This window comes from Variovorax sp. 01T439_2 (assembly GCF_056398445.1).
Map to the genome: position 1 here is coordinate 1 of NZ_JBFTPJ010000037.1, position 14,292 is coordinate 14,292.

Here is a 14,292-nt window from a genome sequence, read left to right on the forward strand (position 1 = left end):
AGCTAGAGCGGCAGGGTGTCGAAGGCCGCGTAGGCGGTCGCCAGCCAGGACTTCACGCGCTGGCGCTCCAGCAGGCCCAGCGCATGCGGCCCTTCGCGGTCGTTCACGGCCTTCCAGAAACTGGTGTTCTGCGCATCGATCTTGCGCATGCTCGCCTCATGCAGGCGCGGCAGCGTGATCACCCGGGCGCCGTTCGCGGTGGCCTTGGAAAGCGACTGCGACGCCAGCAGCATGCCGAAGTCGCTGCCGCGGCCGTAGTTCTGCACCACGATGTAGTTGGGCCGGTTGCCGAAGGTGTCGATCAGCGTGCCGAGCAGGTCGGTGGAGTCCTTGCCGTCGTCCAGCACGTGCCAGAAGTTGACGGCCACGCCCAACTCGTCGAACACGTCGAACAGGTCCGATTCCTTGATCCAGCGCGACAGCGGCGCGAGCGTCTGGGCCGCCAGGTCGACGATGACGCTTTGCTGCGGATTCGTCTCGAAGCCGTTCACCACGGTGTCCAGGCCCTCGAAGCTGTCGACCACGATGGGCGAGGCAAAGCCTTCGTAGAAGCGCGTGAACGAGCTGTGCGAGCGGTCGGTATCGAAGCCCGTGAAGGGCTTGCTGTGGTCGATGAAGTACTGCGCCAGCACGCGCGCCGTGACCGACTTGCCGACACCGCCTTTTTCGCCGCCGATGAAATTGATGGAGCTCATGAGTTGCTGCTGCCTCGAAAGGGTGGAGGAGTGAAGGGCCGGATCATTCTAGGGGGCGGGCTTTTCTATTTGCCGCGCCGCGCCATCCCCTGCAGCAAGGGATGTGCCTGCAAGCGCTGCTGCAGCCGTTTCTTCCACGCGGCGGGCAGCGCCGATGCCTCGATCATCGCGGGCCAGCGGCTGCGCGCGAGCCGCGCCGTGTCGGCCACGGTGCGCCGCACCAGCGGCTCGTGCAGCCCGGCCGAGAAGCAGAAGGCGCGCACGCTGGCGGGCGTGAACAGGGCGCTGCGCCTGGGCGCGGCTTCGCCAGGCGTTGCGGGCAGAAGAGGCAGCGCATGGCCGTCGACGCCCTGCAGCGCCGCATAGGCCACGATGTCGTAGGCCGGCGCCAGCCGCGGCGCGATGCCGTCGGGGTACAGCACGCCAAAGTTCTTCAGATGCGCGTCGGGGTTGCCGAGCAGGTCGTTCACCGCAAGGCGCCGCACGAGTTCGAGCACCGCTTCCTCGCCGAGCGATGGAAAGGCGCGCATCGCCAGCGCCATGTCGAGGTAGCTGGCGCTGTACTTGTGCATCGGGTCGACCGCAAGCACCTGCGCGAAATCCTCGAAATGGATGCGGCGCGCGCCTTCGCGGTCGAAGCGCGTCACGGCAAGGAAGTCGGGCTCGTCGGGCAGCGCGTAGCTGTGCTCGGCCGCAATGGCCGAGAGCGGCGCGAGTTCGGCATGGCAGACCTCGACGCCGGCCGCACCCGCCATCTGCAGCGAGAGCATTTCCAGCTGCGGCATGTGGGGCCGCCCGGCCAGCGGCAGCTTGGCGATCACGCGCGTGCTCGCGCCGGCGCGGGTGCGGGCCACGTAGCGCCCGCCTTGCCGGCGCAGGCCGAGCTTGGGCTGCACGCCCGACACCGAGATGCCCTGCGGCATTGGCAGCTCGACCACCGACATCTCGAGCGCGTCCTGGTCCTGGGTGATGAGCCGCTGCAAGGTGCCGCGGTCGACCGAGACCGGCCGCGCGCTCACCGCGCCGGGCAGGTCGCCGCCGCAGGCCGCAAGCAGCTCGAAATGGTCGTTCTCGCGGCAGCCGCGCAGCTGCGCGATGTGGCTGCGCAGGACGCCTTCGGGCAGCAGGTTCTGGAAGAAGCGCGGCAGCTGACCGCCCTGTGCGTTGAAGAGCGGGTTCTTGACGTCGCTCCACAGTGCCGACTGCGCGGAAGGATCGCTGGCCACCATCGACAGCGACAGCACCTCGGGCGGCGGCGCGGCCACCAGTTCGGGCTCCGCCACGAAGCGGCAGAGGTCCGCGTACTGGAACAGCTTGCCGAAGCGGCGCGCGCCGAGCGAGATCTCGAGGATCTTGACGTTCATGGCGAAGGCTTTTTCGAACGCGGCCCGGACGCCGGAGCCGGCGGCACCGCCGCAGCGCCGACGGCGTTGCCGATGCGCGTGGGCACCGGGCGATAGCCGGGCTCGGTGTCCGCGCGTTCGCCGAAGCCCTTGGGCGCGAGCTGCAGCTCGAGCCCCAAGGCATCCACCAGCGCCAGCAGCGAGGACATCTGCGGATTTCCCTTCAGGCTCAGCGCATTGCGCACCGAACGTTCGGTGAGGCCGGAGCGCTGCGCGATCTCTGCGTTGCCGAGGCCCGCGGCTTCGCGCCGGGCTGCCAGGGCGGTGATGAGTTCCTGCTTGTTCACGGAAATATATTACCGCAAACCACAATTTCGGAAATATGTTTCTGAGGGAGTGTCCGCAATCGCTACCGGGGAATGAGCGTGAAGAAGGGCATCACGACGCCCATGACCCAGTTCTGCCCGAAATCGAGCGCCGCGCGCCGGTACTTCTCGTCGGCCTGGGCGGCCAGCAGGTCGAGCCGCGCCACCACCTTGGACAGTTCGCGGTCGGCCACGAGGTTGCGCCCGCGCTCGCTGATCTCGGTGGCCAACAGCAGCGGCTGGCCGTCGGGGCCGGTCTTGGAGGCAATCAGCCAGAGCGATATCTCGAAGTTGCGCGCGGCCCGGAAGCTGTTCTCGGCATTGACGCCGTCGAGCATGGTCTGGTCCCAGGTGTCGCCGTTGGCCTGTTTGAGCATGGTGGCCCAGCCGACGACCAGTGCCGCGACCCGGTCGCCCTGGTAGCCCTGCGGCCCGGTGTCGAAAGCCATGCGGATGGCGTCGATGCCCGTGGCGCCGCGCAGCTCGGGCAGGGCAGGGCCGGTCAGCACCGCATCCCAGGCGCGCTGGGCGGCCGCCTCGACGCTGGCGGCCGACTTGCGCCATTCGCGCGGATTGCGCCGGTAGAGCGTGGTCTGCACGCGCCGGATCGATTGCAGGTTGTCGCGCAGCGAAAGGTTGGCAATGCGGTTGGCGCTGGACTGCAACCATTCCTGGTTGCTATAGGCCTCGGCGCGATCGGTGGAACGCACGGCCGCGCAGCCGCCAAGGCCCAGCAGGGCGGCCGCACCGGCCAGCAGGCAGCCGCGGCGCACGGCAAGAGGTGATGAAACCAGGGAATCGCTCATGCCCTGACGTTATCATCCACGGCTGGGGCGGCGGCCTGTCTCGAACGGCAGGTCCGTGCAATTTTCCTTACAAATCAATACCTTGGCGTCATGCCAAGGCAGGCCGACAAGTCGTGCGTCTCAATTCCATCAAGCTTTCGGGCTTCAAGTCGTTCGCCGAACCCACCAACTTCCTGCTGCCGGGCCAACTGGTCGGCGTCGTCGGGCCCAACGGTTGCGGCAAGTCGAACATCATGGATGCGGTGCGCTGGGTGCTGGGCGAGTCGCGCGCGTCGGAGCTGCGCGGCGAGTCGATGCAGGACGTGATCTTCAACGGCACGACCACGCGCAAGCAGGCCAGCCGTTCGAGCGTGGAACTGGTGTTCGACAACGCCGACCACCGCGCGGGCGGCCAGTGGAACCAGTTCGGCGAAATTGCCGTGCGGCGCGTGCTCACGCGCGACGGCACCAGCAGCTACTACATCAATAACCAGCCGGTGCGCCGCCGCGACGTGCAGGACGTGTTCCTGGGCACCGGCCTCGGACCGCGCGCCTACGCGATCATCGGCCAGGGCACGATCAGCCGGATCATCGAGTCCAAGCCCGAGGAGCTGCGCCTGTTCCTCGAAGAGGCSGCSGGCRTCTCCAAGTACAAGGAGCGCCGGCGCGAAACCGAGAACCGCCTGGGCGACACGCGCGAGAACCTCACGCGCGTGGAAGACATCCTGCGCGAACTCAACGCCAACCTCGAAAAGCTCGAGAAGCAGGCCGAGGTGGCTGCGCGCTACAACGCGCTGCAGGGCGAAGCCACCAAAAAGCAGCACCAGCTGTGGTTCCTCAAGCGCAGCGAAAGCGATGCCGACCAGGCCAAGATCAAGGCCGACTCGGAAAAGGCGATCAACGACCTCGAATCGCGCACCGCCGACCTGCGCCGCATCGAATCCGAACTCGAAACCGTGCGCCAGGCCCACTACGCGGCCGGCGACCAGGTCAACCAGGCCCAGGGCAAGCTCTACGAAGCCAGCGCCGAAGTGGGCCGCCTCGAAGGCGAGATCCGCTTCGTGGTCGAAGGCCGCCAGCGCGTGGAGCAGCGGCTGGTCCAGCTGCGCGAGCAGATGGGCCAATGGGGCCGCCGCCGCGAAGAGGCCGAGGCGGAGATCGAAACCCTGGCCGGCCAGGGCGTTGACGCGGAAGAGCAGGCCGTGCTGCTGGCCGCGCAGCTCGAGGAGCACGACGCGCGCATGCCCGAGCTCGAGGAAGCCGTGCAGCGCGCCCAGGACGAGGCCAACGCCCAGCGCAGCACCGTCTCGCAGGTGCAGCAGCAGATCCAGGTGCTGGCCGCCGACCAGCGCAACATCGAAGAGCAGAGCCGGCAGCTCACGCAGCGCAGCGAACGCCTGCGCGCCGACCAGAACGCCCTGGCCGCGCCCGACGAGGCGCGCCTGCAAGCCCTGCAGGAAGAGCATGCGGCCGCGCAGGAAACCGCGAGCGAGGCCGATGCGCGCCTGCACGAGCTGCAGGAATCGGTGCCGCAGCTCGACGACGACCGCCGCGCCAAGCAGCAGGCCGTCAACACCGAAGGCGCGCGCCATGCCGAGCTCTCGGCGCGGCTCGAAGCGCTGCGCGCGCTGCAGGAAAAGGTCAAGACCGATGGCAAGCTGGCGCCCTGGCTCGCCAAGCACGGGCTCGAAGGCATGCAGGGGCTGTGGAGCCGCATCCACATCGAGCAGGGCTGGGAAAACGCGCTCGAAGCGGCGCTGCGCGAGCGCCTGGGCGCGCTCGAGGTCAGCCGGCTCGACATGGTGCGCGCCTTCGGCAACGATGCGCCGCCCGCCAAGCTCGCGTTCTACAGCCCGCCCGCGGCCGGCGCGCCGCAAGGTACGGCCGCGCTGCCGCGCCTGTCGAGCCTGCTGCGCCTGAACGATGCGGGCCTGCAGGCCCTGCTGACCGACTGGCTGCACGGCTGCTACACCGCGCAGAGTTTCGAAGAAGCGCTCGCGCAGCGCGCCACGCTGCAGCCGGGCGAAGTCATCTATGTGCAGAGCGGCCACGCCGTGTTCTCGCACAGCGTCAATTTCTACGCTCCCGATTCCGAGCAGGCCGGCCTGCTGGCGCGCCAGCAGGAAATGGAAAACCTCGAGCGCCAATTGCGCGCCCAGGCCCTCATCAGCGAAGAGGCGCGCACCGCGCTGGTCCGCGCCGAAGCCGCCTACGCCGATGCGGCGCAGCGCCTCGTCACGGCGCGCCGCGAAGCGGCCGAAACGCAATCGCGTGCGCATGAACTGCAGGTCGAGACGCTGCGCATGACCCAGCTCGCCGAGCAGACGCGCGCGCGCAGCGAGCAGCTGGCTGCCGACCTGGCCGAGGTCGACGCGCAACTGGAAGAACTGCAGGAAAAGCGCATGGCCGCCGAAGGCCGCTTCGAAGAGCTCGACATGCAGCTGGCCGACAGCCAGGAGCGCCACGCGCAGCTCGACGAACGCGTGATCGAGGCCGGCCGCGCGCTGGCCGCGAGCCGCGAGCAGCACCGCAGCCTCGAGCGGCAGGCGCAGGAGGCCACCTTCTCGCAGCGCACGCTCGAAGCCCGCCGCGGCGAACTGAACCGCGCCATTGAAACCGCATCGCAGCAGGTGCTGTCGCTCACCGACGAAGACGAGCGCGCCCGCGCCGAACTCGGCCGCCTGTCCGATGCGGCGGCCCAGGCCGGCCTGCAGGACGCGCTGGCGCTCAAGCTCGAGCGCGAGGCCGCGCTGGGTGCGGCGCGCAGCCAGTACGACGACCTCACGCTGAAGCTGCGCGCCAGCGACGAACGCCGGCTGCAGCTGGAGCGCGAACTCGATCCGCTGCGCCAGCGCATCACCGAATTCCAGCTCAAGGAACAGGCCGCGCGCCTGGGGGTCGAGCAATACCAGCAGCTGCTGGACGACGCCGGCGCCGACCTCGAGGCCGTTGCCCAGTCGATCGAAGCCGACAAGGTCCGGCTCACCGGCCTCCAAGGCGAGATCGACCGCCTGAACCGCGAAGTGGTCGCGCTGGGCGCGGTCAACCTGGCGGCGCTCGACGAGCTTGCCGTGGCCAGCGAGCGCAAGACCTTCCTCGATGCGCAGTCCGCCGACCTGAACGAGGCCATCGGCACGCTCGAAGACGCCATCCGCAAGATCGACGCCGAGACGCGCGACCTGCTGGGCGGCACCTTCAAGATCGTCAACGAGCACTTCAGCCGCATGTTCCCCGAGCTGTTCGGCGGCGGCAATGCACGGCTCGTGATGACCGGCGACGAGATCCTCGACGCCGGCGTGCAGGTGCTGGCGCAGCCGCCCGGCAAGAAGAACCAGACCATCCACCTGCTCTCGGGCGGCGAGAAGGCGCTCACGGCCATTGCGCTGGTGTTCGCGATCTTCCAGCTCAACCCGGCGCCTTTCTGCCTGCTCGACGAAGTGGACGCGCCGCTGGACGATGCCAACACCGAACGCTATGCCAAACTCGTGACCGCCATGAGCCGCGAAACCCAGTTCCTCTTCATCAGCCACAACAAGATCGCCATGGAAATGGCCGAGCAGCTGATCGGCGTCACCATGCAGGAGCAGGGCGTCTCGCGCATCGTCGCGGTCGACATGGAAGCGGCCGCCTCCATGGTCGAGGCTGCTTGATCCGGGCAGCCCATGAGCAATCTCACTCTCGCCCTGGCCATCCTCGGCGGCCTCGTCCTCGCGGCCGTCGTTGCCTACAACACCCTGACCTCGCGCCGCAATGCGCCGCGCCAGCCCGACGCCGCTGACCGCGACCTGTCCGAGGCGGACCATCGGCCATCGTCCTCGTCCGACGGCGTGGAGCCGATGCTGCACATCGATCCGCACCCGACGCCGGGCCATGAACGCCACGAACCGCTGTTCGACCCCGACCTGCCCGCGCCCAGCGCGAGCCCGGTGCCCGCGGCCGAGCGGCGCGGCGGGCTCGATCCGCTGATCGACGTGATCGCGCCGGTGTCGCTGGACGGGCTCGCATCGGGCGACGCGGCCATCGCCGCCATGCCGCCCACGCGCCGCGCGGGCAGCAAGCCCGTGGCCATCGAGGGCTTGAACGAACACACCGGCCAGTGGGAGCCGCCCGTGCCGGGCCAGCGCTACAGCGCCTTCCAGGTGGGTGTGCAGCTGGCCAACCGCACCGGTGCGCTCAACGAGATCGAGTATTCCGAATTCGTGGTCAAGGCGCAGGCCTTTGCCGATGCCGTCAACGGCGCGCTCGAATTTCCTGAAATGCTCGACGAGGTGGCGCGCGCCCGCGAGCTCGACCAGTTCGCCAGCGCGCACGATGCGCAGCTGGGCTTCGTGCTGCGCGCGCTGCATGCCGCCTGGAGTCCCGGCTACGTGCAGCAGAACGCGGCGCGGCTGGGCTTTGTGGCGGGCATCATCCCGGGTCGCATGGTGCTGCCGACGAGCGAGGCCGGGCTGCCGCCGATCCTCGGGCTTTCGTTCGACACGCAGGCCGCGCTGGCCGACGATCCGGCGCAGTCGGCCATCCGCGAACTCAGCCTGAGCCTGGACGTGCCGCAGGTCGACCGCGCCGAGCAGCCGTTCCGCCGCATGCGCGAAGCCGCCGCCACGCTGGCGCGCGAGATGGACGGCGTGGTCACCGACAGCGACGGCCAGCTGCTGCGCGAGGAAACCATGGATGCGATCGGCGCCGACCTCGAGCAGCTCTACGACACGCTCGAGTCGCGCGACCTGGCCGCCGGCTCGCCCCTGGCGCGCCGCCTTTTCAGCTGATCCGATCGTTCGGGAGACACCCATGACCACGCGCGACGAAGCGGCACGCGAAGCCGCCGCACTGAGCGAACAGCTCCACAAGCACGCCCATCTCTACTACGTGCTCGATGCGCCCGAGCTGCCCGACGCCGAGTACGACCGGCTGTTCCAGCGGCTGCAGGCGCTGGAAGCCGAATACCCCGAACTGCGCACGCCCGATTCGCCCACGCAGCGCGTTGGCGGCAAGGTGCTCGAAGGCTTCGTGAAGGTGCGCCACAAGGTGCCGATGCTGTCGATCCGCACCGAGACCGACATCTCGCCCGGCGGCGCCAGCGCCTTCGATGCCCGCGTGCGCAAGGAACTGGGCCTGGCCGAGGACGGGCCGCAGGTCGAGTACGTCTGCGAACTCAAGTTCGACGGCCTGGCCATGAACCTGCGCTATGAGAACGGCGTGCTGGTGCAGGCCGCGACGCGCGGCGACGGCGAGGTCGGCGAGGAGGTCACGCAGAACATCCGCACGGTGCGCGAGATTCCGCTGCGGCTCAATGGCAAGGCGCCGCCCGTGGTCGAGGTGCGCGGCGAGATCTACATGAAGCGCGCCGACTTCGAGGCACTCAACGAGCGCCAGCGCGARAAGATCGCGGCCGGSCAGAAGAACGARAAGGTCTTCGTSAAYCCGCGCAATGCMGCGGCSGGCGCGGTGCGCCAGCTCGATCCGGCCATTGCGGCGGCGCGGCCGCTGAGCTTTTTTGCCTACGGCCTCGGCGAGGTCACGCCGGCCAGCGAAGGCGGGCCGGAATTTCCGACCCAGTTCGACTGGCTGCAGCAGTTCCACGCCTGGGGCTTTCCGGTGGCCACGCAGACCGCACGCGCGACCGGCGCCATCGAACTGATCGCCTTCCACGAGAACATCGGGCGCCAGCGCGATGCCTTGCCCTACGACATCGACGGCGTGGTCTACAAGGTCGACAGCATCGAGCTGCAGCGGCGGCTGGGCTTCGTCTCGCGCGAACCGCGCTGGGCCGTGGCACACAAGTACCCGGCGCAGGAGCAGATCACCGAGGTGCTGGGCATCGAGGTGCAGGTCGGGCGTACCGGCAAGCTCACGCCGGTGGCCAAGCTTGCGCCGGTCTTCGTGGGCGGCGTGACCGTCACCAACGCCACGCTGCACAACGAGGACGAGGCGCGCCGCAAGGACGTGCGCGTGGGCGACAAGGTGATCGTGCGGCGGGCCGGCGACGTGATCCCCGAAGTGGTCGGCGTGGTGCCCGAAAGCCTCGCCAGGCCCGAGGGCGAGCGGGGCCTGCTCTTCACCATGCCGCACCAGTGCCCGGTGTGCGGATCGGAAGCGCTGCGCGAAGAGGGCGAGGTCGACTACCGCTGCACCGGCGGCCTGTTCTGCGCGGCCCAGCGCAAGGAAGCCATCCTGCACTTTGCGGCGCGCCGCGCGGTCGACATCGACGGGCTCGGCGACAAGCTGGTCGAGCAGTTGGTCGATGCCAACCTGATCCGCACCTTGCCCGACCTCTACAAGCTCGGGTTCACCACGCTGGCGGGGCTGGACCGCATGGCCGACAAGTCGGCCAAGAACCTTGTCGATGCGTTCGAGGCTTCGAAGAAGACCACGCTGCCGCGCTTCCTGTTCGGCCTGGGCATCCGGCACGTGGGCGAGAGCACGGCCAAGGACCTGGCCAAGCACTTCGGCAAGCTCGACGCGATCATGGATGCGAGCGAGGAGCAGTTGCTGGAAGTCAACGACGTGGGCCCGGTCGTCGCGCAAAGCCTGCGCACCTTCTTCGACCAGCCGCACAACCGCGAAGTGGTCGAGCAGCTGCGCGCCTGCGGGCTGACCTGGGAGGAGGGCGAACCCGCCGCCCGGGCGCCCAAGCCGCTGGCGGGGCTGACCTTCGTGATCACCGGCACCCTTCCTACGCTGAGCCGCGACGAAGCCAAGGACAAACTGGAAGCAGCCGGCGCCAAGGTGGCGGGTTCCGTCAGCAAGAAGACCAGCTACCTGGTGGCCGGCGAGGAAGCCGGCAGCAAGCTGGACAAGGCGCGCGAGATCGGCGTGGAGGTGATCGACGAGGCGCGTATGCTGGAGCTGCTCGCCGGCGGTGCGCCGGGTTGAAGGGGGGTGAAGCGCGGTTCTTACCGGCAGTTACGCGACTTCACACCACCGCAGTCAACAGGGCCTACAAGCTGGCGTTGAAAACTGAAGGCTGACAAGGAGTCCCTCATGCAGAAAATTCGTGTTCTCGGTATCAGTGTCGCCATCGGCGGCTTCGCGCTGCTTGGCGGCTGCGTGGCTGTTCCTGGCGACCCCTACTACAGCGGGGGCTATTCGCAGCCGTACTACTCGGATCCGGTGGTGGTGAATCCGGCGCCGGTCTATATCCAGGGCGGCGGCTACTACGAAGGCGGGCGCCGCTATTACGACCACGACCGGCCCTACTACGGCGGCAGGCCCTACTACGGGCGCCCGGGCTACCCGGTGGCGCGTCCGGTGCCAGTGCCGGTTCCCGTGCCCGTGCCTTCTCGCCCGGGCTGGGGCGGCGGCGGTGGCGCACGGCCGCCGGCTGCCGGCGTGTCGCCGCTGCCGCAATACCGGCCGGATCCGCCGCGCGGCGCGTCGCGGCTGTGGTCGTCGCCCGACTCCAAGGGACAAACCCCTCCATGACGCCGCGGCGGGGCCGCTCGCGATAATCCCGCCATGGCCATCCGCGAAATCCTCAAGATGGGCGACCCCCGGCTGCTGCGCATTGCACAGCCGGTGGCTGCCTTCGACACCGACGAACTGCACCTGCTGGTGCGCGACATGTTCGAGACCATGCTGGCCGTCAATGGGGCGGGCCTGGCCGCGCCGCAGATCGGTGTCGACCAGCAGCTCGTGATCTTCGGCACCGACGTGGTCAACCCCCGCTACCCCGACGCGCCACCGGTGCCGCGCACCGTGCTGCTGAACCCGGTCATCACGCCGATCGGCGACGAGGAAGAAGAGGGTTGGGAAGGCTGCCTCTCGGTGCCGGGCCTGCGCGGCGTGGTGCCGCGCTTTGCCAACATCCGCTACACCGGCTTCGATCCCTACGGCGATCCGATCGACCGTGTCGCGAGCGGCTTTCATGCGCGCGTGGTGCAGCATGAAGTCGATCACCTGCTGGGCAAGCTCTATCCGATGCGGGTGCGCGACTTCTCGCGCTTCGGCTATACCGATGTCCTGTTTCCAGGGCTGGACGCGAACGACGACGAGTGACGAAAGAACGGCCGGCACGCCGCCGGCCGCGTGCCTTCCTTCCTTCTTCCTTCAGTTGTACTTGCCGCCAAGGCCGAACCGGCCGCCGCCGAAGAGCGCAATGGCAAGTGCCGAGAACAGGAACATGCCCTGCAGTTCCAGCGCCCAGCCGCCCTGGCCATTGAGTGCGCCCAGGTCTTTCCGGTGCACGAGCCAGATGGCCACCAGCATGTTGAGCGCAACGATCAGCGCAGCCGGACGGGTGAACAGGCCCACGATGAGCAGCACGGGCGCAAGGATCTCGCCCACATAGACCAGGTAAGCCATGGCGGCCGGCAAGCCGTGGGATGCCAGCATGCCGCCGATGCCGTCGACGCCCTTGCCGACCTTCGCAATGCCGTGCAGCAGGATGAGGATGCCGAGCGCGACGCGCAGAACGAGCTTGCCGGTGTCATCGGATTTGGTCATGTGCAGATTCCTGGTGAAGTGATTGAAGGCCCGTATGTTAGTGAATGCGGCGCCCAAGAAAAACACCGGACCGGCGCTTGCGGCATATGCATCCAACCGCCCGTTCTTTGGCAGAGTGGCGCACAGCCTCGTACACTGGCTTTTGCTTGTTGTTGAGGAGAACACACCAATGAAGAACCGATTCCGTCCCGCACTGGCTGTAGCCGCAGCCGTTGCAGCACTTGCCGCTGCCGCTGCCGCTCCCGCCTTTGCCGGCAAGACCCTCGATGCCGTCAAGCAGCGCGGCACCGTCAAGTGCGGCGTGACCAATGGCGTGGCCGGCTTTTCCGCGCCCGATACGCAGGGCAACTGGTCGGGCCTGGACGTCGACACCTGCCGCGCCATTGCGGCGGCCGTGCTGGGCGACCCGAAGAAGGTCGACTTCGTGCCGCTCAATTCGCAGCAGCGCTTCTCGGCGCTGCAGGCCGGCGAGATCGACATCCTCGCGCGCAACACCACCTGGACGCTCACGCGCGATGCGTCGCTGGGCTTCAACTTCACCACCATCACCTACTACGACGGCCAGGGCTTCCTGGTGCCGAAGAAGCTCAAGGTGACGAGCGCCAAGCAGCTCAAGAACGCGACCATCTGCACGCAGTCGGGCACCACCAACGAGAAGAACGTGTCCGACTACTTCCGCGCGCAGAACATCCCGGTCAAGACGGTGGTGTTCGAGAGCTTCGAGGCCTCGTTCAAGGCCTTCTTCTCGGGCCGCTGCCAGGCCTTCACCACCGACGCCTCGGCGCTGGCGGGCCTGCGCAACAAGGAAGCGCCGAACCCCGACGACTACGTCATCCTGCCCGAGCTCATTTCCAAGGAGCCGCTCGCGCCGCTGGTGCGCCGCGGCGACGACGAATGGTTCGCCATTGCCAAGTGGGTGCCCAACGCGCTCATCGAGGCAGAAGAATTCGGCGTCACGCAGGCCAATGCCGACGAGCTCAAGGCGAGCAGCAAGGACCCGGCGCAGCAGCGCCTGCTGGGCGCCGGCGAAGACCTGGGCAAGCTGCTGGGCCTGGACAAGGACTGGTCGTTCCGCGCCATCAAGGCCGTCGGCAACTACGGCGAGATGTTCGAGCGCAACGTGGGCCCCAAGTCGGTCCTGAAGCTGCCGCGCGGCTCGAACAACCTCTGGAACAAGGGCGGCCTGATCTACGCACCACCGGTTCGATGAGCAGCGGAGCCTCGCGCCGCGGCGCCTGGCTGGCCTGGGTCGTCCAGGCGCTGCTGGTGCTGGCCGTGGTGGCCGGCGCGGCCTGGGTCGTGAACCATGCGCTCGAGGTCTTGCGGGCGCGCGGCGTGCGCTCGGGCTTCGACTTTCTTACTGAGCCTGCGGGCTTCTCCATCAGCGAAGGCTGGCTCGGCTTCGAGGCCAGCCAGCCGTTCTGGCGCGCCTTCCTTGCGGGCCTGGTCAACACGGTGCGCGCCTCGGTGCCCGCCGCCATCTTTTCGGTGCTGCTCGGCACCTTGATCGGTATCGGCCGGCTCGCGCCTCATGTGCTGCTGCGCGGCATCTGCACCGCTTATGTCGAGCTGCTGCGCAACGTGCCACTGCTCGTGCAGCTGCTGATGCTGGCCTTTGCGATTGCCAWCCTGCTGCCTGATCCGACCGAACCCGTGCGGCTGCTGCCGGGCGTGTGGCTCAGCAAGGGCGGCCTGAGCGTGCCCTGGCCGGCGTCGGGCGAGGGTGGCTGGTGGCCCACGCATTTCGATTGGCCCGAGCGCGGCGACTTCGGCGTGAGCGGTGGCGCGGCGCTGAGCCCGGAGTACGTGACCATCGTCGCGGGCCTGTCCTTTTACTCGGCCGCGTTCGTGGCCGAGATCGTGCGCGCCGGCATCCTCTCGGTGCCGCAGGGGCAGGTGCTTGCGGGCCAAGCGCTGGGACTCGCGCCGGTGCAGCAGCTGCGCATCGTGATCCTGCCGCAGGCGCTGCGGGTGATCGTGCCCTCGCTCACCAACCAGCTGCTGAGCCTCGTCAAGAATTCATCGCTCGCGGTGGCCGTGGGCTATCCGGAACTGGTGTCGGTGGCCAACACCACGGCGCTGGCGACCGTGCTGCTGCTCGCGCTGCTGGCATGGGGCGGCTACCACGCGGTCGAATGGGGCGTGCTGCACGCCGTCTTCCGGCCTGACGCAGAAGCCTGCCGCGCGGTGCAGTATGGCGCCTGCTGGGGCGTGGTGGCCGAGAAATGGCGGCCGATGCTGTTCGGCCGCTTTCCCTACGAAGAGCAATGGCGCCCGGCCATTGCCGTGGCCGTGCTGTCGGCCGTCACTGTGCTGAGCGCCTGGCCGCGCAGCTGGCGCTGGTGGCTGGCGCCGCTCTGGGCTGCGGCGCTGCTGTTGTTCGTGCTGCTGATGCGCGGCGGCGTGGCGGGCCTCGCCCCCGTGCCGACCAGCCGCTGGGGCGGATTGCCGCTCACCGTCGGCCTGGCGGTGGTGGGCCTCGCGCTGGCCTTTCCGCTCGCGCTGCTGCTCGCGCTCGGGCGCCGCTCGGATTGGCCGGTGGTCCGCACGCTCAGTGCGAGCTACATCGAGCTGGTGCGCGGCGTGCCGCTGATCTCGGTGCTGTTCATGGCCTCGTTCCTGCTGCCGCTGCTCTGGCCCGCGGGCTGGCAGCCCGATGTGC

Annotated in this window: 12 protein-coding genes; 7 read left to right on the top strand and 5 right to left on the bottom strand. The window is 68.5% G+C overall.

All coding sequences use genetic code 11. From position 1 onward, the window contains the following. Positions 1-2: 2 nt before the first annotated feature. The 4 genes from AC1DOC_RS03215 to AC1DOC_RS03230 all read right to left on the bottom strand — a co-directional run bounded on the left by AC1DOC_RS03215 (position 3) and on the right by AC1DOC_RS03230 (position 3,209). Positions 3-695: a P-loop NTPase family protein gene (locus AC1DOC_RS03215; RefSeq protein ID WP_012748058.1), complete on the bottom strand. Its 693-nt coding sequence runs from the start codon at positions 693-695 to the stop codon at positions 3-5. A 65-nt stretch (positions 696-760) separates the two neighbouring features. After that, positions 761-2,059 carry a type II toxin-antitoxin system HipA family toxin gene (locus AC1DOC_RS03220; protein WP_412511039.1) on the bottom strand — a complete coding sequence of 433 codons (1,299 nt, stop codon included), beginning with the start codon at positions 2,057-2,059 and terminating at the stop codon, positions 761-763. Next, positions 2,056-2,385: a helix-turn-helix domain-containing protein gene (locus AC1DOC_RS03225; RefSeq protein WP_418145371.1), complete on the bottom strand. Its 330-nt coding sequence runs from the start codon at positions 2,383-2,385 to the stop codon at positions 2,056-2,058. Before AC1DOC_RS03225 ends, AC1DOC_RS03220 begins: the two co-directional genes overlap by 4 nt. Positions 2,386-2,447: 62 nt before the next feature. Next, entirely contained in the window at positions 2,448-3,209 is a 762-nt protein-coding gene (locus AC1DOC_RS03230) for a hypothetical protein (protein ID WP_018904510.1), read from the bottom strand. A 113-nt stretch (positions 3,210-3,322) separates the two neighbouring features. Between AC1DOC_RS03230 and smc the strand changes: the two genes are divergently transcribed. From smc to def, 5 genes are all read left to right on the top strand, one after another. Beyond that, positions 3,323-6,838, top strand: coding sequence for a chromosome segregation protein SMC (gene smc / locus AC1DOC_RS03235; protein WP_478129396.1), 3,516 nt, complete (start codon positions 3,323-3,325; stop codon positions 6,836-6,838). Positions 6,839-6,850: 12 nt separating this feature from the next. Then, positions 6,851-7,954, top strand: coding sequence for a cell division protein ZipA C-terminal FtsZ-binding domain-containing protein (locus AC1DOC_RS03240; protein WP_418145369.1), 1,104 nt, complete (start codon positions 6,851-6,853; stop codon positions 7,952-7,954). A gap of 22 nt (positions 7,955-7,976) precedes the next feature. Next, the gene (gene ligA / locus AC1DOC_RS03245) at positions 7,977-10,061 is read left to right on the top strand and encodes an NAD-dependent DNA ligase LigA (RefSeq protein WP_478080385.1); all 2,085 of its coding nucleotides are present in this window, start codon (positions 7,977-7,979) and stop codon (positions 10,059-10,061) included. A gap of 108 nt (positions 10,062-10,169) precedes the next feature. After that, a complete protein-coding gene (locus AC1DOC_RS03250; protein ID WP_012748051.1) occupies positions 10,170-10,610 on the top strand; it encodes a hypothetical protein in 441 nt (146 codons plus the stop codon). Between the two features lie 33 nt (positions 10,611-10,643). Continuing rightward, positions 10,644-11,183, top strand: a complete 540-nt coding sequence (def, locus tag AC1DOC_RS03255; RefSeq protein WP_012748050.1) for a peptide deformylase — start codon at positions 10,644-10,646, stop codon at positions 11,181-11,183. A gap of 51 nt (positions 11,184-11,234) precedes the next feature. Here the strand turns inward: def and AC1DOC_RS03260 are convergent, their stop codons facing one another. Next, positions 11,235-11,630, bottom strand: coding sequence for a DoxX family protein (locus tag AC1DOC_RS03260; protein ID WP_012748049.1), 396 nt, complete (start codon positions 11,628-11,630; stop codon positions 11,235-11,237). Between the two features lie 169 nt (positions 11,631-11,799). Here AC1DOC_RS03260 and AC1DOC_RS03265 point away from each other — a divergent pair, with 169 nt between their 5' ends. Together AC1DOC_RS03265 and AC1DOC_RS03270 are read left to right on the top strand one after the other, a co-directional pair. Further along, positions 11,800-12,840 (top strand): amino acid ABC transporter substrate-binding protein, encoded by a 1,041-nt coding sequence (locus AC1DOC_RS03265; RefSeq protein WP_418145364.1) that lies wholly within the window; start codon positions 11,800-11,802, stop codon positions 12,838-12,840. After that, the coding region (locus AC1DOC_RS03270) for an ABC transporter permease subunit (protein WP_478129397.1) at positions 12,837-14,292 on the top strand (1,456 nt) is incomplete at its 3' end. The genes AC1DOC_RS03265 and AC1DOC_RS03270, both read left to right, overlap by 4 nt.